The organism is Flavobacterium sp. FlaQc-49 (assembly GCF_044005985.1).
GTDB lineage: Bacteria > Bacteroidota > Bacteroidia > Flavobacteriales > Flavobacteriaceae > Flavobacterium > Flavobacterium cupriresistens.
Genome location: NZ_JBIPCS010000013.1, coordinates 73548 through 92065, shown reverse-complemented (window position 1 = coordinate 92065; position 18518 = coordinate 73548). Strand labels below are relative to the sequence as shown.

The following is an 18518-nucleotide window of genomic DNA, read 5'->3' as shown; positions in this document are numbered from 1 at the left end:
TTGTCAAACAATCTGCAAAATAAAGATGTATTTCAACAAGTAGTCGAGTTGCTTCAAAACGCTAGACAGCAGGTTTTACGTGCCGTAAATTCAACAATGACCATTACCTATTTTGAAATTGGAAGAATTATTGTAGACGAAGAGCAAAAGGGTAAAGATAGAGCTGAATACGGGAAACAACTATTAAAGACGCTTTCTGTATAGTTAACAGAAGGATTTGGAAAGGGATTTTCGGTTGACAATTTACAGAATATGAGAGCTTTTTTCCTATCATATTCAAAATACGAGTCAGTGACTCGTATTTTGGAAATATAAATTTCGCAGCCACTGACTGCGGAATGTAGTAAATTAGATTATCCAACATTGTCTTCGTTTTTCAAATTGAGTTTTACGCACTACAATTTTTAATGCGTATTGATGATGAAAAAAGCATTTGGAAGATGAAAAGAATGAGCAGATTTTTGCCAGCAAGTATTAGACCGTTTTACCTAGTGAGTCAGTATTAAAAAAACGCATTGAAAACAGATAACATTAAATTTATAATTTCGAATATAAATAATGAAAGACGAAGAAGACGATAACATAATTCCGGACGGGGAAGATAATAATTACGAAGAAAACGCAGCTGATGGCAATCAGGATGAAGATTCTGACGAAATTATTGATGTAGATGCCAAACATTTCGAAGGCCAGCATTTTTACGAAAATCAGGAAGAGGAAGGTCAGGATACGATTACCAAAGTAACCGGAATGTATAAAGACTGGTTCCTGGATTATGCGTCGTACGTAATTCTGGAACGTGCAGTTCCTGCTATCGAAGACGGATTTAAACCGGTACAACGTCGTATTATGCACTCTTTGAAGGAGCTGGATGATGGTCGTTATAATAAAGTTGCCAATGTGGTTGGTCACACCATGCAGTATCACCCACACGGAGATGCGAGTATCGGTGACGCCATGGTACAAATTGGTCAAAAAGATTTATTGATTGACTGCCAGGGAAACTGGGGAAATATACTAACAGGTGACGGTGCTGCAGCTTCGCGTTACATCGAAGCGCGTTTGTCTAAATTTGCTTTGGAGGTTTTATACTCTCCAAAAATTACCGATTGGGGTGTTTCGTATGATGGACGTCGTGCTGAACCGAACAATCTTCCGGTAAAATTCCCATTACTACTGGCACAAGGAGCTGAAGGTATTGCGGTTGGACTTTCAACGAAAGTTTTACCTCATAACTTCAATGAGTTAATTGATGCTTCAATTAAGATTTTAAAAGGAAAACCGTTTACACTTTATCCGGATTTTATGACACAGGGTATTGCCGATGTGTCCAATTATAATGACGGACTTCGTGGCGGTCGTGTGCGTGTGCGTGCTAAAATTGCCCAGTTGGATAAAAACACATTGGTGATTACACAAATTCCGTTTTCGACCAATACCACGACTTTGATTGACAGTATTTTGAAAGCCAATGATAAAGGTAAAATCAAAATCAAGAAAATTGAAGACAATACAGCAGCCGATGTTGAGATTTTAATTCACCTTTTTCCAGGCGTTTCTCCGGATAAAACAATTGATGCTTTGTTTGCTTTTACAGCCTGTGAAACTTCTGTAGCGCCTTTAGGTTGTGTAATTGAAGACAATAAACCCTTGTTTATCGGAGTTTCTCATATGTTGAAAATTTCAACAGAGAGAACGGTTGATTTACTGCGTCAGGAGTTGGAAATTCAATTGGAGGAATTAAAAAACAAATGGCATTTTGCTACTTTAGAAAAAATCTTCATCCGTGAAGAAATGTATATTGACTTTAAGCTGTATGGTGATAAAGAAGGATTATACAAATATATGTACGATCGATTTGAGCCTTTCAAAAAAGCATTCGTCAGAGAAATCAACGACGATGATTTGCAACGACTGACTCAGATTCCGATGATTCGTATCACCCGTTTCGACTCTGACAAAGCCGATGATCTTATCGCCAGATTAGAAGACGAAATGAAAGAGGTAGAGCATCATTTAGAAAACCTGATAGATTTTGCCATTGCCTACTTTACGAAATTAAAAGAGAAATACGGAAAAGGTCGTGAACGCCAGACAGAACTTCGTATTTTTGATAATGTTGAGGCTACAAAAGTAGTTTTAAGAAACACAAAACTGTACGTAAACCGCGAAGAAGGTTTCGTCGGAACGAGTTTAAAGAAAGATGAATATGTAGCGGATTGTTCTGATATTGATGATGTAATTGTGTTTTTGCGTGATGGTACATTGATGATTACAAAGGTCGACTCCAAAACATTTACAGGAAAAGATATTATACATGTTGCCGTTTTTGATAAAGGAGACAAACGTACAATTTACAACATGATGTATCGTGATGGTAAATCGGGTCCTTCTTATATAAAACGTTTTAACGTGACTGGAGTTACCCGTGACAAACCTTACGATTTGACAAATGGTACAAATGGTTCACAGGTCGTTTATTTTTCGCATAATCCAAACGGAGAAGCTGAGGTAGTGACTATTTTATTGCGTCAGATTGGAACCATCAAAAAATTGAAATTTGATATCGATTTTGCCAATTTGGCTATTAAAGGACGCGCTTCAAAAGGGAATCTGGTTACTAAATATCCAATTAAAAAAATCGAATTAAAAGAGAAAGGAATTTCAACTTTACTGCCAAGAAAAGTTTGGTTCGACGATACGGTAAAACGTTTGAATGTAGATGCACGAGGCGAACTGTTAGGCGAATTTAAGCCAAGTGATAAGATATTGGTCATTAGCCAGGCAGGTAAAGTAAAAGTTATTATTCCGGAATTGTCTACGCATTTTGATGAAGATATGATTGTTCTGGAGAAATGGAAACCTAAGAAACCAATCTCGGCGATTTATTATGATGGGGAAAAAGAGCGTTATTTCCTGAAACGTTTTCTGGTAGAAACCGAAAACAAGGAAGAAACTTTTATAACCGATCACCCAAATTCGCAATTAGAAATTGTATCGACAGACTATCGTCCGCTTGCGCAATTGGTTTTTGCAAAAGTAAAAGGAGTTCAGAAAGAAGATTTACATATTGATGTTGAGGATTTTATTGCTGTAAAAGGATTTAAAGCATTAGGAAATCAATTGACCACTGATAAATTGAAACAGGTTAATTTATTAGAGCCATTGCCTTACGAAGAGCCTGTAGAAGAGGTTGTAGAAAGAAAAGTGAGTTATAATGACGATGGTTCAGTTGAAACCGAATTAGATGACGATGGCCAGATTGGACTGGTTCTGGATTAAGATAAATTAGTGTAAACCGTTTCAGTTTGAGGCGGTTTTTTTTTGCTTATAATTGTCAATTCCGGCACGATGAATCGCACAAGAAACTCCGTACAGTTTGTCATCCTGAGGAACGAAGGATCTACGTTTGCTGAATCGATACCGTTGAATTTCACTTTACGGAATTACTTGTGAAGATACTTCATTCCTCAGTATGACAAAATTGTAGAAAAAAATAGAGCACCTAGTGTGATTTCTCGTATCGAAATGGTAAAAAAAGCGAGCGCAAATTTGCGAAATTTGAGCTGTTCAGAAAAAAGAAGTAATAAAAAAGGATGTTTCGCTAACTGCGAGACATCCTTTTTATTGGTGATAAGGTGTTATTTTAGTTTTGTTGGTATTTTTTATCCGTTAGTGTTTTCATGAATGCAACCAACGATTGTTCTTCTTTTTTAGTCAGTTTTAGTGCATCAAAAGGCAATGTTTGGTTGTCTACTGCATAACCCAATCCTTTTCCACCACCTTTATTGTAGAAGTCAACAACTTCTTCTAAAGTTTTAAAAACACCATTGTGCATATAGGGTCCTGTTACAGCAATGTTTCGAACCGTTGGTGTTTTGAAAGCTCCAACCAACTGAGGCATTTTATTGTATAAATATCTGCCGGTATCGGGGCTCAATGCTTTTCCTGAGACGTCATTTGGAGTTCCTATAACTTCGTGTTCGGTTTTGGAATAATTTGGCGGAACAGTTCCGTTAAACAGAGGCGTAAAGTGGCAGGTCGCACATTTTGCTTTACCCATAAAAAGATTCATTCCTTCTATTTCCTGATTGGTCAGCGTATTTTCTTCGCCTCTCATATAAACGTCAAATTTAGAATCAAAAGCATTAAGCGACCTTACGTAACTGGCAATTGCGTTTTGAATTTGCCAGGCTTCCGGTTTTGCTGTTTTAGGGTATGCCTTTTTGAAAAGTTTTACGTATTCGGCATCCAGTAAAATCTGAGCATGAATATCTTTTAAAGAGCCATGCATTTCGTCTTTATTTTCAATGACATCTACACTTTGTTTTTCTAAATCTAATTGGCGCATATCCCAAAATTGTGCGTTCTGTAGTGAAGCATAAGTCAGGGTAGGCGTGTTTCGCATCAAGTTACTGCCATTTAGTGAAACATTTGTTTTTAGGCCATCGGTAAAGGCTTTTTCAGGATGATGACAGGTAGCACAGCTTCGGTCATTATTTTTGGAAAGCGTTTTATCATAAAATAATTTTTCTCCTAAAGTAGCTTTGTCAGCGGTAAAATTATGCGCATCCGAAAGAACAAATCCGTTTACGTCAAAGGCCTCTTTATCGAAAAAAGTGGCTGCAGTGGGTTTTAACGGACTGCTTTTTTTTACATTTTGAATTTTTTCTTCTTTCTGGAAAGCTTTTATTTTTTTTGAAATCGGATTCAGATATTGAGTTATAAAAACGGCTCGGTTGAAGGCATTAAAATTGTTGTTGTTTTTGCAATATTTTTGCGCTTCTGTGATTAACTTTTTTAAATCTGCCAACGTTTTACTATTGCCATCAATTCTTTCGAGTAGACTTGGAATACCGATTAAACTTTCACCAGCTTCAGGAATTGAAGTCTGTAAAATTGGACTGTCAAAACCAGTTATACCAAGGGCAATTACTCTAAAAACGTTTTGCTGAACAGCATCTAAGACATAATCGTTACTAATTGTAATGACTTCAAAAGTGCTTTTCAACTGTTTTATGTTGGAGGCGAAAATGTTTAATTCTCGAACTAAATCTTCCTTGTTCGTAATTTCATATTCCGGATAAATAAGTTCTTCCATAACCTGAAAACCATGTGGTTCGAAGGATTTGTTTTCTTCCAGTTCCATTTCGTCTAAGGCTGGGCCGTTCATAAAACGAGCGGTTTCAGGAATGAAGTATTCAACTGCCCATTCTACTTTTTTATAGGCCAGACGGGACTTTTTAAACTGTTCTACAATTTCTTTTTGGGATTGGTCTGTAGTCACTAATTTTTGAAATTGTACAATTTCATTGTTTAATTTGTTTAAATCAATGATCAAATCCTGATTAATGGTAGTTTGAGAAGCTTGATTTTCTTTGCATGAAATGGCCAGGCAAAAAATTATAAACAGAGGAATAAAGTATTTTAATTTTATCATAGTATATAAAAAGATAACAACCCTTATCAAAAAAATAAGGGTTGTAAATTTAATTTAGGTTGAAATTATTAGCGTTGTACGTTTCTAATAATAACAGTTTGTCCACCTTCTTTGTTGGTGTTGATACCTGAACCATCTGCATTTTTGAATGCATCAAGTTGCCAAGTGTGCGAGTGAATATTTACTGTAAAAGTGTTTGGTACACCAATTAAATCAGAGATATCTTGCATGGCACCAAATTCCCAGCTACCAAGTCTTGTCTCTCCAGCTTGATTGTATAAGGCATTCCAAGACGCGTCTGTTCTTTTGTGATTCATGTTTAACCAAGGCTTGTTTTGTTTTGAAGCAATATTATATTGCCAGATGTACGAATCGTGTTTTGCATCAGCATAATAACTATCACCATCTTCCTGAATGTAAACGTAATTTTCAGTAACACAAAGGTTGTCCGGATTAATGATTCCTGTTCCCGGAGTACTATCACCTTCAACGGCTAATTCTAAAGTTCCTTTTAAAGGATCAGCAGCATCCATTTTTAGTTTGTAAACTCTTCCCCACATCGTATAACCGTCAACAGGAGCGTTTGAAGTAGCTTGTCCGGTTGCTGTAAAGTAAACCTCTCTGTTATTGCTGGCACTTCCTTTTCTGTAGTCAACATCTTCTACTCTTGAAAAACGAATAGCTCCTAATGCATTTACAGTAGTATTAATTACAGCTCCTGTCAGGTTTTTTGCATTTGGAATTTCAACAAAAGAAACAGGGTAAGAATTGTTTAAAGTCATGGCAGTTTCTACCTGATTTCCGTCATTTCTTTTTAAAGCATATAATTTTCCGTTTGATAAATCTCCTACAGTACTCATATACATGATCAATTGTCCCGCACTTGCATGTGAAGTTGCGTAAGATTGATCTTCACCAATCATGATAATTGTTTTTCCAGGATACGCTTCTTTTGGTAATGGAACTGCATTTTCCATACTCGCTTTTCCTAAAGCAGGTAAAACTCTGTCGGTTTTACTTTTGTCTGAAGATAATCCCAGTGGATTAATTCCGTGAACCATACTTTCCTGACCACTTTCTCCGGCAGTTAAAAAGATTGGACCAAATCCGTGAATTTCAGGAGTGGCTAAAGTTGCCGAACACAAACGTGTTAAACCTCCAATTCCGTCTACTAGATAATCTCCTTTTACTGGTTTAAAAGTTTTGTCTAAATAAACTCTTGAGACAGATTGTAATATTTCGTGGTTGGTAATTAAGATATAACCTTCTCCGTTTGGATTTTTCATGAACCCGGCCCCATCTGGCTGTGCTCCATAAACAAATTTCGGAGATTCCGGTAAAACGTCTGCACTACTGATCAAGGTGCTAATCTGAAGGTTTTCGAAACCAGTCATCGGAAAAACAAAAGCAGGGACTTTTGAGTGTGATGTGAAATCGATAGAGGACTTTACCTCGTTAGTAGCACCTTTGTTGTCATCATCCTGACAACTGATTGCAGAAAGACCCGTAATACCAAGCAATGCTAGCGATCTTAAAAAATTAAATTTCATAATATTTTGGTTTTTTTATTTTGAGCAAAGCTATCCCTCAAAAACAAAATACATGTTACGTCAGTTTTTTATAATTGCTAATAAACTATAAGGTATATATTATTAAATCGTAAATATTGGAAGTTAATTGTAAATTTTATGCGTGTGGGGAAGTTATCATAAAACTGCGAAAAAAAATAGAAGTATGCTACTATAGTAAGGATGCGAAATTGAAAAAATAACCCTAAAAATAAATCCATCCAATCCGTTTAATCTGTCGCAAGAAAAAGTAGCCACAGATTTTAAAGATTAAAAATGATTTTGTCTCTTTTGAGCTAAAAAGTTTAAACGGTAGGGTATGCAAAGTTTAATTATAGTATTGCGGCACTTTTTTAACTTTATACCTAATTTTTTTGCACACAGATTTACTTCGCCAGTTCGCTATCGTTCGGGCAACAGACTGCACAGATTTTTTTTAAGAGGTAATAAGATCAGCCTAATCTGCTAAATCTGCGTGCAAAAGAAAAAACGCAAAGTTCGCAAAGCTATAACTAAACTTTGCGAACTTTGCGTAAACCCTTTGCGCGCTTTGCGGTTAAAATCCCCCGAAAAGAAGCTTATTTTTAAGAAAGATATTATTGTTTCTTTCGAATCTTCATATTGACAAATTCAACAGCCAACGAAAATGTTATAGCAAAATACAAATACCCTTTCGGAATCGCGCCAATGTGTTCTCCTGCCAGTGTTGCCTCAGATAAATGCATGCTTTCGGTGATCAGCATAAAACCAATCAAGATTAAAAAAGACAATCCTAATATTTGTATAGAAGGATTCTGATTGACAAAATTCCCAACCGGAACTGCAAATAACATCATTACCGCCACCGAAATAATAACGGCAGTTACCATAATAGTCAAAGCGCCATTTACGCCGTTTGTCATTCCAACCGCAGTCAGTATAGAATCAACCGAAAAGATTAAATCGATTAATAAGATTTGTAGAATAACATTGGAGAAGGATTGTTTTGCTGCCGTCTTAATGTTTTTTTCCTCTTCACCTTTATGATCTACTTTCTCGCTGATTTCTTTGGTGCTTTTATAAATAAGAAACAATCCTCCGAAAAATAAAATCAGTGCTTGTCCTGTAAAATCTGCATTTAACCAACCCCAGTTTATGCTGAACAGAATGGCTTTCATCGCAATTAGATAAGAAATCCCCATCAACAAGGCAATACGCATGAACATGGCTAAAAACAAACCAATTCTAGTGGCTCTTTTGCGATTTTCTTCCGGAAGTTTACCCGTTACAATGGAGATAAAAATGATATTATCAATTCCCAGAACAATTTCAAGAAAAGTAAGTGTTAAGAGTGCAATCCAGGCATCGGGGTTTAAGAATACTTCCATTTTTAAGAGCTTTTAATTTATTCTATTTTATGAACTGTTCCGCGTTGTTTTTCTTCAGAGCCCACCATTCCAAATTCAAATGTATAAGAATCCTTTGTAGTGTTTAGGATTTTCATGCTGATTGCTTTTTCTTCTGCCATATTTTTTGGGTGTTTCTTTTGCAGAATGTACTCACAATCACTTACCCAGCGTACAGTTGATGTGTCTGTTTTGCCATCAAAGGTTTCAATTTCTATATTGTTTTTGCGTTCAAATATTGTGGTTTTTTTTACACCGTTTACTTCAAACTCAAATTTGAATTTTCCGTTTTTGAAGTCCTTGCAGTTGTGTTCTGCGTTGTAACATGATACTAATGCTAATAACGGAAGTAAGAATATAATTTTTTTCATTTTTTTGTTTATGTTGTTTTTAGTGTCGTGCTGAGCGAAGTCGAAGCAGTTTTAGTAGGTCTTCGACTTCGCTCAGACTGACATTTGGGTTCGCTCAGACTGACATTCGGGTTCGTTCACACCGACATTCGATTTCGTTTAGACGGATAATACGATTATTTCAATTTTTTTAGCTCGTCATCCGTAAAGTTCTTAATTTCTTTTTCTTTGGCAAACTTTTCGGCATTGTAATTTCCCGATTTATTCTTCGGAATTGATAAACTGTTCCAATCGTCTTTTTTTAATTGTTTGGCACAAAAAACAATTTGTCCGATATGATAGGGGTAATGCGCCAATTGTCGATTGATGGCTTCAATTACTGTATGGCCTTCGTTTCTGATGTAGATTATTTGGGAAAGTTGTTCGGGTTTTAAATTTTCTAAAGTAGTTAGAAAACAATCCCATCCTTTATTCCAGACCGCTAAAACTTCTTCTTTTGATTGTAAGTCATTTTCAAATTCGGCATCACGATTGCGCCACTCTTTTTCCCCATCAGTTGTTAGGAAATCAGTCCAACGTGATAACATATTGCCCGAAATGTGTTTTATGATTGTAGCGATACTGTTCGTATCTTCATTTACGGCAGTGAAAAGCTGTTCGGGTTCCAGTTGAGCCATTGCTTTTTCGCCTAAGATTTTGTAATATAAAAATTGCTTTTTAACACTTTCTAAATACGATTCGGTTGCATCCATAACTAAACAATTTTAATGTCATATTTGTCTAAAAGGCCTTCAATTCCCTGAGTTGCAAATTGTGCTTTTCGCATTGGATTGAATTCAGGATCAATTTTGTAATTATAAGCTGTTCTAAAGTCAACCGCCGCTAATTGAGTTTCGTTAAAAATAGCGCCTTCAAGATTGCAATTATCAAAAGAAGAGCTTGTGAGATTGGTTCCTATAAAAGTTACTTCTCTCACAGAACAGTTTATAAACTTAGTTTTGGGCATTTTTTTGTTCGAAAAAATAGCGTAGTCTAAAGTGCTTTCCTCAAAGTAAACCTGAAATAAAAAGTCATCACACTCATTAAAGGCAATTCCTAAAAGTTTACAATTCTTAAAAGTCACATTTTTTAAACTTGTTCCGGCTAAACTGGTCATCGACAGATTACAGTCTATAAATTCGCAGTCTAAAAAAGTATTGTAAGCAAAATTGCTGTTGGAAAAATCACAATTTTTAAATACACAATCTTCAAACTCCCGATTGTTTATTTTTTTATCAATATAAATGACTTTGTCAAATGTTTTCTGAATGTGTATTAGACTTTCCATGAATATTTTTTTGATTTCCGGGCAGTATGTCTTACCCGTAAAATTTGAATTACTTGATTGGTAATTTGGTATGAAACACTGAAATTATAGATCGTATAAACTCTGAAACTACCATCATTATTGGTTTTTTGCTTATCAAGTTTATAAATTTCAGGTTGTGTTTTTAGTATATCGGTACTGTCAAAAATAGAATTAATTACTTTGTCGGCAATTTGGAGTGATTTACTCTCAAAGAAAATATAGAAATGAATATCTTCTAATTGTTGTAGAGCGTTACCTGACCAAATTATTTTCTTCCCCACTTTTTGGCTATTTCTTTGGCTTCGTCTTCAGAATGGAAATTCCCTTTTTTAATGTCTTCTAAAGCATTTTCTATATCTAAATTGTAGGCAGTATCAGAATCAGGAGTAGTGCTATTGACAGATTGTAAAAGATGTTTTAGTTTCTCTACAAAGGAAGGATCTTTGACCTTGTCAATTTCTTGATGAATCCAATTTATTTCTGCTTGCATATCCATAATAAAGAGTTTTAGTAAAGATATAAATTAATCATTAAACAAACCTTTCATGATGATTTTCAATCCATAAAAAATTAAAAACATGGCACTTAAACAAGCTACAATTCCGATTCCTAAAACCAAATAGTGCCAGTTGGTGTGCTGATTCATAAAAGCGTTATAAATTAAGGATGGTCCAATGAATAGTAACGGTAATGAACCTGTCACGTATTTGATGCCTTTTCCGAGTAGTTCTTTATTTGTTGACATATTTTTTAAAGGTTTCAGGTTTAAAAGTGTTTCAGGTTTAAAGTTGTTTCAGGTTTCAGGTTTCAAGTTTTTCGCAATCTTGTCATTTCGACGGAGGAGAAATCACACAAGAAATTCCGTTATGAAAATCGCTAATCTTTGTCGAATATTGAGTGTGATTTCTCGTACCTCGAAATGACAAATCGTATGACCAAAATGACAAATCGATAGTCCTTTCACCAAAAACATTTCACATTTTACAAATTATAGTTGTCAACGGCATTTCTGACACTACCATATTTTTTCAACAAATCAGAAGCTTCTTCATAAGTGACAGGGATTTCTCCCATAATCATTTTGACACCGCGATCGACCAATTTGATGTTGCTGAGCTGCATATCGACCATTTTGTTTCCTTTTACTTTTCCAATTTGGATCATGGCTGCAGTTGAAATCATATTCAGAACTAATTTTTGTGCAGTTCCGGCTTTCATTCTGGAGCTTCCGGTAACAAATTCAGGTCCTACAACCACTTCAATAGGAAATTGTGCTGTCAATGCTAATGGACTTCCTGCGTTACAGGTAATAGAGCCTGTAGTAATATTATTCTCATTACAAGTTTCTAAACCTCCAATTACATAAGGAGTTGTTCCGGAAGCGGCAATACCGATAACAATATCATTTTTTCCAATATTATTTGCTTGTAAATCAATCCAGGCTTGTGCTGCATCGTCTTCGGCATTTTCTACGGCACGACGGATTGCAGTGTCACCACCGGCAATAATTCCGTTTACTAGATCAAACGGAACTCCAAAAGTAGGAGGACACTCAGAAGCATCAACAACGCCTAAACGTCCCGATGTTCCGGCTCCGATGTAAAACATTCTTCCGCCTAGTTTTAACTTGGCTACAACTTGTGCTACAAGAGCTTCAATTTGTGGCATCGCTTTTTCAACGGCGTGCGGAACGGTTTTGTCCTCGTTATTGATATTCGCAAGCAATTCATGGACAGACATTTTTTCTAAATGATCATATTTTGATGCTTGTTCTGTAGTTTTTGTAAAAATCATGGTATCTTTTATGTGCTGTGTTACAAAGCCTCAAAGTTACAAAGTTTTAAGGCTTATAACAACGAAATATATTTGTACCGTTTAGTTTTTTGTGAGGAATTAGAAACAACCTGCTTCTGTATGTTTATGAAATGTGGGTATTGTAAGCGATTTGTCAAATAAAATCTCTTGTCAATATCTGTTGATGTTAATTATAAGAAAAAAGCCAACAGAACTCCAAGAACGATCATCGACACTTTAGCGACATTAAATTTATGTCCTTCACTGCTTTCAAAAATAATAGTAGAGGAGATGTGAAACAAGATACCGATGACAACTGCTGTAATCTCTGTATAGTATTCGTTTAAAATCGGCAAATATTCTGATGCGATTGTACCTAACGGCGTCATAACTGCAAAAGTTAGCATAAAAGCAAAAATGGCTTTTTTGTTTAAGCTTGCGTTTAGAAAAAATGTCGTTAATATAATGGCAATTGGCAAATGATGAATTGCAATTCCAATCGCTAAATCATGATGATGGCTGACTGGGAAACCTTCTAAAAAAGCATGAATACACAAACTTATAAAAAGCAACCACGGGATTTGGTTCATTTTTTCGTGCCCGTGAACATGACCGTGTTCTGCACCTTGTGAGAAAAATTCCAGAATGATCTGGAACAGGATCCCTACCATGATGAACAAACCAATATTATGATTGTGTGACGCGTAAACTTCCGGCAACAGGTGCATAACCGTCAAGGATAGTAAAAACGAGCCGCTAAAAGCTAATAAAAGTTTTAGATTGGATTTGTTTTTTGGCTTTAAAAACAAAGCTACAATATAGCCCAGAAGTACCGAAAATAAAGGTAATAAGTAGTTCATTTTTTGTTTAATCGTTTGTTAAGTTTAATCGTTTAACTGTTGAGTTGTTTAATCGATGCAACGGTTAAACAAAGTGGCAATTAAACCATTTTATTTAAAAATCATGATTAATCGTTCGCTTTCAGTCTTATGAAACTTTTTTAGTTTATAATCTCCAAAAGTATCTAAAAGAAAAATACCTGCTTCATTCATTAACTCTTCGAAATCCTTTAATGTTAAGGCTTTTACTTTTTCAGTAAAATGAAAATGCTGGCCTTTATCTTCAAAATCTATTTCTTTAAAAATATGTCCATCTTGTAGATATCTTTTGATTTTAAAATCGATATCGTCTACTGTTTTAATTTCTTCGGGAACCAAAGTTTCTAAGACCTGAGTTACATTCATGAAATCAATTACAGCAAAACCATATTCGGATAAACTCTCTTTTATGGCTTTTAAGGTGGTGAGATTGTCGTCATCACTTTCGAAATAACCAAAACTGGTAAACAAATTGAATATCGCATCAAATTTTTCTTCAAAAGGCTCACGCATATCGTGCACCTTAAAATGAAGTGTCTCATTACTGTTTTTGCTTGCTTCAGCGATGCTGTTTTCAGATAAATCGGCTCCTATTACGTTAAAACCTAATTGGTTTAAGTAAATAGAGTGACGGCCTTTCCCGCAGGCAAGATCGAGTACTTTTGCTTTTTCAGGTAAATTTAGATAATGTGTAAGATTATCCATGAAAATCTGAGCTTCGCGGTAGTTTCTATCTTTATAAAGAATGTGGTAATAGGGAGTGTCAAACCACGAAGTAAACCAATTTTCGGTGTTACGTTCCTGATTCGGTGTGGATGAGTTCGATGCGTCAGACATTTATTCTATTTCAATTAATTCAAAAGTCCCGCAAATTTAGTGTATTTTTGCCGAAAAATAACTATTTCGCAATGATACCTCGTGAATCATTGTGTGTAAGGTGAAATTTTTAATGCAGATTTGAGATTGATAAGAAATCTGTTTTAATTTAGAGAAAAAATGGAAGAAAATTTTAGAATGATAGCCAAATGTTTTTTTGGTTTTGAAGAAATATTGGAAAATGAGTTGCGTGCGCTTGGTGCTCAGGATATAGAAAAAGGAGTGCGAATGGTTAGTTTTAAAGGCGACAAAGGATTTATGTACAAAGCCAATTTGTCGTTGCGTACTGCTCTTAAAGTTTTGAAACCTATATATTCTTTCAGAGCGAATAATGAACAGGCATTGTATAAAGGAATTTCAGGTGTAAACTGGTCTAAATTATTGAATGCCAATCAGACTTTTGTTATTGATGCTACAGTACATTCTACTTATTTTAATCACTCTGAGTTTGTTTCTCAAAAGTGTAAAGATGCGATTGTAGATCAATTTAGAGAGCGAACAGGGCAACGTCCGAGTATTGATAAAGCTTTTCCGGATTTAAGAATTAACATTCATATAGATAAAGATCAGGTTTCGGTTGCGTTGGATACTTCAGGGAATTCATTGCACCAACGTGGTTACAGAACTGCTACGAATATTGCACCGATTAATGAGGTTTTGGCAGCAGGAATTTTATTGTTGTCAGGTTGGGAAGGACAAAGTCATTTTCTGGATCCAATGTGTGGTTCGGGAACGTTTTTGGCAGAAGCTGCTATGATTGCTTGTAATATTCCGGCAAACATTAATCGTAAAGAGTTTGCTTTTGAGAAATGGAAAGACTGGGACAACGATTTATTTGATCAGATTGTAAACAGTCTGATGAAAAAGACAAAAGAATTTCATTACACCATAAAAGGTTTTGACAAAGCGCCAAGTGCGGTAAATAAAGCTAAAGATAACATCAGAAACGCTAATTTAGAAGATTACGTTACGGTTCAGGAAAACAACTTTTTTGATAGCGAAAAAGCGGTTGAAGGTAAATTACACATGGTTTTCAATCCTCCTTATGATGAACGTTTGGATATTCATATGGAAGAATTCTATAAAAATATTGGAGATACTTTGAAGAAAAGCTACCCGGGAACAAACGCCTGGTTTATTACAGCCAATCTTGAAGCACTGAAATTTGTTGGATTAAAACCTTCCAGAAAAATCAAACTTTTCAACGCAAGTTTAGAAGCGCGTTTGGTGAAGTACGAAATGTACGAGGGAAGTAAGAGAACTAAGTTTCAGGTTAATGAATAGGAAAAAGTTTCTAAGGGACTAAGTTTCTGAGGTGCTAAGCTTTTCTATACAATTTAAAATAATAATTTTAAGGTTCTAAGATGTTGAGTTGCCAGATTAAAAAAATCTTAGAGACTCAGTATCTCAGAACCTTAGCAACTTTAAAAAAAATGACAAAACTACAAGTAAGAGGTTTTTTATATCAGTTGGGATGTTTCGCTATTTTGTTTATAGCGGGAAGGTATTTGGTAGCAAGCTATACGGGATTAACGGGACTTTGGATTCCGGTGACCTCTTTTATTGCCGCAACTTTGATTTCGCCTAAATTTCAAGCAGTAAAAACCAAAGACGGTGAAAAGCTTTTTATGAAATGGATTTTTATAAAAGGAATTAGAGAAATAGGGTAGGTGTTGAAGGTGCTAAGCTTCTAAGTGGCTAAGTTTCTAAGTGACTGAGTTTCTAAGAAAAAAACTTAGTGACTCTGCGTCTTTGCGAGATTCTAAAACGAGACAAAGTGTATCATAATTTTTGGTTTTGATTCGTTCGAGATTGAGTTTCTCTCATAAAAAATAAGCCCCAGATTCATGAATCTGGGGCTTATTTTTTTGCTATATTTTTCTCAGTTAAAAAACTTAGAAACTTAGCCACTTAGAAGCTTAGCAACTTAGGAACTTAGCAACTTAAGAAAAACCTATTTCTTCGGAATGTCTTTAATCTCCGGAATGATTACTTTTTTCTTGTAAAGCGGAATAAAATAAGAAACGGTATAATTAAAACCTACTCCAAAATTTCCGTCATAGGTTCTGTTAAAACCGGGAATGTAAAGATTTTCAAAATTCCCTGGTTCTTTATTGCTTACCAAAAGTTTTAACTGAACACCAAAACCAACGAATACGTTATTGAAAACTTTTGCTTTAACTCCCATAGCAACTTCGAGCCAGGCAGCAGTAAGACCATTGTATTTCTCACCTGAAACAATTGATTCTTGTGATGACCAGTAAGGATCTCGATTATAGATTTTATAAGTGTTTAATTGTTGACTAAAAGTACTAAAACCGCCTCGCAAGCCTATAGTGATAAGGTTTTCCATATCAAGCCAGTTTTGATACGTATTGTAGTCAAAACCTCCTTTTATATACGTTCCTGTTGCTGTGGAGTTTACTCTGTCGTCATCAGTGGTTTTGTCTTCAAAACCAAGTTCTGCCGCTAAATAGTATTTTTTCGTCAGACGAAAATCACCTGTAAATTCAACACCTTTATAATCTTTGTCGTAAAAACCACGTGTTAGTTTGTAGACATCAACACCAACGCGAAGACCGTATCGATCTGTTTTTGGTGGGATTGTGTCCGTTGTAACCTGCTGAGCAGCTGGTTTTTTGATTTCCGATTTTGGTTTTTCCTGAACAGTTTCTTTTGTTTTGGTTGTTTCTTGCGCCTGAACCATAAACATTGAAAACAAGAGAGGAATACTAAAAAAATACTTCAACATGTGTCTCATTTTCGTATTCAATGTTAGTTTTTTTTATGTTAATTTGTTTCATCCAAGGGTTGTCAGCATCAGGGATTATTCGAAGAAAAGCTTCTAGATTAAAAATAGTTTTAACACCACAAGCTCTTGAAACATAAATGTTTTGACGCGTGTACTTAAATTCCAGTACATCCGTATTAAACTCAGGAGAATTCGGATTTCCGGAGTCATATATAAACGTATAAGTTGTCGTGTCAGCATCTGTTCTTAAAGGAATAGATATAGTGTTCGCACTGGTTATGTACATTGCATCACCAATACCGGTTTTGTTGAAAACAATACCTCTATCTTGATCTTTACCAATTACTTTAAGGTTTTTTACATTCTTTTTTATAGATGCATTGGTTATGTCATAAAAGGAGATTACTAAACGTGGCGTTGTTGGTGTATCTGCATCACAAATGTCATCTTTCTCGCAGCCGGATAAACCAAAAGCAAAAAGCAATAAAAAAGAGATTATTTTTTTCATGTATATTTTTGTTATCTAAGTTCTAAAAGTACAACATTTTCAACATGATGCGTTTGCGGGAACATATCTACCGGACGAACACGTGTTACCTTGTATTTTTCATCCATCAAGGCTAAATCGCGTGCTTGTGTAGCTGAATTACAACTCACATAAACGACTTTTTTAGGTGCAATTTTCAAAATCTGATCAATAACGGCAGCGTGCATACCATCTCTTGGCGGATCTGTAATAATTACATCAGGTTTTCCGTGTTGTGCAATAAAAGCTTCATTAAATACGACTTTCATGTCTCCAACAAAAAACTCACAATTGGTAATATTATTGCGTTCTGCATTGGCTTTAGCGTCCAAAATAGCTTCCGGTACACTTTCTACTCCGATTACTTTTTTTGCCTTTTTAGAAACAAACTGAGCAATAGTTCCGGTTCCTGTATATAAGTCATAAACGGTTTCGTTGCCCGAAAGACCTGCAAAATCACGTGTTATTTTATACAATTCATATGCTTGATCAGAGTTGGTTTGGTAAAATGATTTCGCATTAATGCTAAATTTTAAACCTTCCATTTCTTCCAAGATATAATCTCTTCCTTTATATAATTTAACATCCTGATCGTAGATGGTATCATTTGCTTTTCCATTAATTACATACTGCAAAGAAGTAATCTGTGGAAACTTTTCATATAAATGATCTAACAGCAATTCTCTGTTCTTTTGGTCCTCTTCAAAAAACTGAATTAAAACCATGATTTCTCCTGTTGAAGCCGTGCGAATCATAAAAGTACGCAATAAACCGGAATGCTCTCTAGGATTGAAAAAAGCTAAATTATGCTCGTTGGCAAATGCTCTGATTTCGTTACGAATAGCATTCGAAGGATCTTCCTGAAGGTGACACTTGGTAATGTCAAGGATTTTATCCCACATTTTTGGAATATGGAATCCTAAGGCATTTCTGTTTCCTAAATCTTCCGTACTATCAATTTCTTTCTCCGTTAACCAACGACTGTTAGAAAACGAAAATTCCATTTTATTTCTGTAGAAAAACTGTTTGTCTGAACCCAAAATAGTTTCGAATTCAGGAAGCTCCACTTTTCCAATACGTTGTAAATGATTTTTTACCTCGTTTTGCTTGTAATACAGCTGTTGACTGTATTTCATGTTTTGCCATTTACATCCTCCACAAACACCAAAATGATCGCAAATAGGATCAATGCGATGCTCTGATAATTCATGAAATTTTACCGCTTTGCCTTCATAATAGGCTTTTCTTTTCTTAAAAGTTTGTACATCAACTACATCACCAGGTACCACATTCGGAATAAAGATCACTTTTCCGTCAGGAGCCTTTGCTACTGATACTCCCTTTGCTCCAGCATCAAGAACTTGAATTTGATGAAAGACAACTTTGTCTGTATTTTTTCTTCCCATAGCGCAAAAATAAGGGTTTGTAAACTTTTATAAATTTAAATTTTAAAATATTTTACCATTTTTTTTAAATTGTTAGTTTAATCGACTTTTAAAAGTAACTTTGTTTTAGCAATAATCCCAAAAGCTACATTTTTAACCTATAGTTTTGTTATCTTTTTATGAAGTTGTATCACAATCTTTCACAAATTAGCTTTT

Annotated in this window: 19 protein-coding genes; 4 read left to right on the top strand and 15 right to left on the bottom strand. The window is 35.2% G+C overall.

The annotated features are described in order from the left end of the window. Positions 1-204, top strand: a complete 204-nt coding sequence (locus ACHRV3_RS20260) for a DUF1016 N-terminal domain-containing protein (protein WP_395435928.1) — start codon at positions 1-3, stop codon at positions 202-204. A gap of 354 nt (positions 205-558) precedes the next feature. Then, positions 559-3282: a DNA gyrase/topoisomerase IV subunit A gene (locus ACHRV3_RS20255; protein WP_395435927.1), complete on the top strand. Its 2724-nt coding sequence runs from the start codon at positions 559-561 to the stop codon at positions 3280-3282. Between the two features lie 364 nt (positions 3283-3646). On the opposite strand, the gene ACHRV3_RS20250 is transcribed toward ACHRV3_RS20255, so the two are convergent. From ACHRV3_RS20250 to ACHRV3_RS20195, 12 genes are all read right to left on the bottom strand, one after another. After that, positions 3647-5440 (bottom strand): cytochrome-c peroxidase, encoded by a 1794-nt coding sequence (locus ACHRV3_RS20250; RefSeq protein ID WP_395435926.1) that lies wholly within the window; start codon positions 5438-5440, stop codon positions 3647-3649. Between the two features lie 68 nt (positions 5441-5508). Further along, complete coding sequence (locus ACHRV3_RS20245) at positions 5509-6990, bottom strand: hypothetical protein (RefSeq protein WP_230001507.1); 1482 nt, start codon at positions 6988-6990, stop codon at positions 5509-5511. 614 nt (positions 6991-7604) lie between these two features. Then, positions 7605-8375, bottom strand: coding sequence for a TerC family protein (locus tag ACHRV3_RS20240; protein ID WP_047776241.1), 771 nt, complete (start codon positions 8373-8375; stop codon positions 7605-7607). Between the two features lie 17 nt (positions 8376-8392). Then, positions 8393-8764 (bottom strand): DNA topoisomerase IV, encoded by a 372-nt coding sequence (locus ACHRV3_RS20235; RefSeq protein ID WP_395435925.1) that lies wholly within the window; start codon positions 8762-8764, stop codon positions 8393-8395. A 155-nt stretch (positions 8765-8919) separates the two neighbouring features. Further along, complete coding sequence (locus tag ACHRV3_RS20230) at positions 8920-9495, bottom strand: DUF1572 family protein (RefSeq protein ID WP_395435924.1); 576 nt, start codon at positions 9493-9495, stop codon at positions 8920-8922. A gap of 2 nt (positions 9496-9497) precedes the next feature. Then, on the bottom strand, positions 9498-10070 hold the full coding sequence (locus tag ACHRV3_RS20225; RefSeq protein WP_047776237.1) for a pentapeptide repeat-containing protein: 573 nt from the start codon (positions 10068-10070) through the stop codon (positions 9498-9500). Beyond that, positions 10058-10372, bottom strand: a complete 315-nt coding sequence (locus tag ACHRV3_RS20220; protein ID WP_395435923.1) for a type II toxin-antitoxin system RelE/ParE family toxin — start codon at positions 10370-10372, stop codon at positions 10058-10060. The genes ACHRV3_RS20225 and ACHRV3_RS20220 overlap by 13 nt, the downstream gene beginning before the upstream one ends. Further along, positions 10357-10587 carry a hypothetical protein gene (locus ACHRV3_RS20215; RefSeq protein WP_395435922.1) on the bottom strand — a complete coding sequence of 77 codons (231 nt, stop codon included), beginning with the start codon at positions 10585-10587 and terminating at the stop codon, positions 10357-10359. The genes ACHRV3_RS20220 and ACHRV3_RS20215 overlap by 16 nt, the downstream gene beginning before the upstream one ends. Before the next feature lie 27 nt (positions 10588-10614). Next, positions 10615-10836: a DUF6095 family protein gene (locus ACHRV3_RS20210; RefSeq protein WP_047776235.1), complete on the bottom strand. Its 222-nt coding sequence runs from the start codon at positions 10834-10836 to the stop codon at positions 10615-10617. 236 nt (positions 10837-11072) lie between these two features. Beyond that, entirely contained in the window at positions 11073-11885 is an 813-nt protein-coding gene (gene murQ / locus ACHRV3_RS20205; RefSeq protein ID WP_230001517.1) for an N-acetylmuramic acid 6-phosphate etherase, read from the bottom strand. A 191-nt stretch (positions 11886-12076) separates the two neighbouring features. Further along, a complete protein-coding gene (locus ACHRV3_RS20200) occupies positions 12077-12745 on the bottom strand; it encodes a ZIP family metal transporter (protein WP_047776231.1) in 669 nt (222 codons plus the stop codon). A 90-nt stretch (positions 12746-12835) separates the two neighbouring features. Next, positions 12836-13600 (bottom strand): bifunctional 2-polyprenyl-6-hydroxyphenol methylase/3-demethylubiquinol 3-O-methyltransferase UbiG, encoded by a 765-nt coding sequence (locus tag ACHRV3_RS20195; RefSeq protein ID WP_047776229.1) that lies wholly within the window; start codon positions 13598-13600, stop codon positions 12836-12838. A 159-nt stretch (positions 13601-13759) separates the two neighbouring features. Between ACHRV3_RS20195 and ACHRV3_RS20190 the strand changes: the two genes are divergently transcribed. Continuing rightward, on the top strand, positions 13760-14923 hold the full coding sequence (locus tag ACHRV3_RS20190; RefSeq protein WP_395435921.1) for a class I SAM-dependent RNA methyltransferase: 1164 nt from the start codon (positions 13760-13762) through the stop codon (positions 14921-14923). A 149-nt stretch (positions 14924-15072) separates the two neighbouring features. Beyond that, positions 15073-15309: a hypothetical protein gene (locus ACHRV3_RS20185; protein WP_047776321.1), complete on the top strand. Its 237-nt coding sequence runs from the start codon at positions 15073-15075 to the stop codon at positions 15307-15309. A gap of 284 nt (positions 15310-15593) precedes the next feature. On the opposite strand, the gene ACHRV3_RS20180 is transcribed toward ACHRV3_RS20185, so the two are convergent. The 3 genes from ACHRV3_RS20180 to rlmD are packed head-to-tail and all read right to left on the bottom strand — an operon-like array spanning position 15594 to position 18323. Further along, a complete protein-coding gene (locus ACHRV3_RS20180) occupies positions 15594-16400 on the bottom strand; it encodes a DUF6048 family protein (RefSeq protein ID WP_047776226.1) in 807 nt (268 codons plus the stop codon). Beyond that, positions 16372-16899: a DUF6452 family protein gene (locus ACHRV3_RS20175; protein ID WP_395435920.1), complete on the bottom strand. Its 528-nt coding sequence runs from the start codon at positions 16897-16899 to the stop codon at positions 16372-16374. Before ACHRV3_RS20175 ends, ACHRV3_RS20180 begins: the two co-directional genes overlap by 29 nt. 11 nt (positions 16900-16910) lie before the next feature. Beyond that, entirely contained in the window at positions 16911-18323 is a 1413-nt protein-coding gene (gene rlmD / locus ACHRV3_RS20170; RefSeq protein ID WP_047776222.1) for a 23S rRNA (uracil(1939)-C(5))-methyltransferase RlmD, read from the bottom strand. Between the last annotated feature and the right edge of the window lie 195 nt (positions 18324-18518).

What these genes read in the sequence shown, in the direction of transcription:
- ACHRV3_RS20210 (WP_047776235.1), bottom strand. Translation starts at nt 10,836, where the DNA reads ATGTCAACAAATAAAGAACTACTCGGAAAAGGCATCAAATACGTGACA.
- ACHRV3_RS20250 (WP_395435926.1), bottom strand. Translation starts at nt 5,440, where the DNA reads ATGATAAAATTAAAATACTTTATTCCTCTGTTTATAATTTTTTGCCTG.
- ACHRV3_RS20240 (WP_047776241.1), bottom strand. Translation starts at nt 8,375, where the DNA reads ATGGAAGTATTCTTAAACCCCGATGCCTGGATTGCACTCTTAACACTT.
- ACHRV3_RS20235 (WP_395435925.1), bottom strand. Translation starts at nt 8,764, where the DNA reads ATGAAAAAAATTATATTCTTACTTCCGTTATTAGCATTAGTATCATGT.
- ACHRV3_RS20225 (WP_047776237.1), bottom strand. Translation starts at nt 10,070, where the DNA reads ATGGAAAGTCTAATACACATTCAGAAAACATTTGACAAAGTCATTTAT.
- ACHRV3_RS20175 (WP_395435920.1), bottom strand. Translation starts at nt 16,899, where the DNA reads ATGAAAAAAATAATCTCTTTTTTATTGCTTTTTGCTTTTGGTTTATCC.
- murQ (WP_230001517.1), bottom strand. Translation starts at nt 11,885, where the DNA reads ATGATTTTTACAAAAACTACAGAACAAGCATCAAAATATGATCATTTA.
- ACHRV3_RS20195 (WP_047776229.1), bottom strand. Translation starts at nt 13,600, where the DNA reads ATGTCTGACGCATCGAACTCATCCACACCGAATCAGGAACGTAACACC.
- rlmD (WP_047776222.1), bottom strand. Translation starts at nt 18,323, where the DNA reads ATGGGAAGAAAAAATACAGACAAAGTTGTCTTTCATCAAATTCAAGTT.
- ACHRV3_RS20245 (WP_230001507.1), bottom strand. Translation starts at nt 6,990, where the DNA reads ATGAAATTTAATTTTTTAAGATCGCTAGCATTGCTTGGTATTACGGGT.
- ACHRV3_RS20185 (WP_047776321.1), top strand. Translation starts at nt 15,073, where the DNA reads ATGACAAAACTACAAGTAAGAGGTTTTTTATATCAGTTGGGATGTTTC.
- ACHRV3_RS20200 (WP_047776231.1), bottom strand. Translation starts at nt 12,745, where the DNA reads ATGAACTACTTATTACCTTTATTTTCGGTACTTCTGGGCTATATTGTA.
- ACHRV3_RS20255 (WP_395435927.1), top strand. Translation starts at nt 559, where the DNA reads ATGAAAGACGAAGAAGACGATAACATAATTCCGGACGGGGAAGATAAT.
- ACHRV3_RS20215 (WP_395435922.1), bottom strand. Translation starts at nt 10,587, where the DNA reads ATGGATATGCAAGCAGAAATAAATTGGATTCATCAAGAAATTGACAAG.
- ACHRV3_RS20230 (WP_395435924.1), bottom strand. Translation starts at nt 9,495, where the DNA reads ATGGATGCAACCGAATCGTATTTAGAAAGTGTTAAAAAGCAATTTTTA.
- ACHRV3_RS20190 (WP_395435921.1), top strand. Translation starts at nt 13,760, where the DNA reads ATGGAAGAAAATTTTAGAATGATAGCCAAATGTTTTTTTGGTTTTGAA.
- ACHRV3_RS20180 (WP_047776226.1), bottom strand. Translation starts at nt 16,400, where the DNA reads ATGAGACACATGTTGAAGTATTTTTTTAGTATTCCTCTCTTGTTTTCA.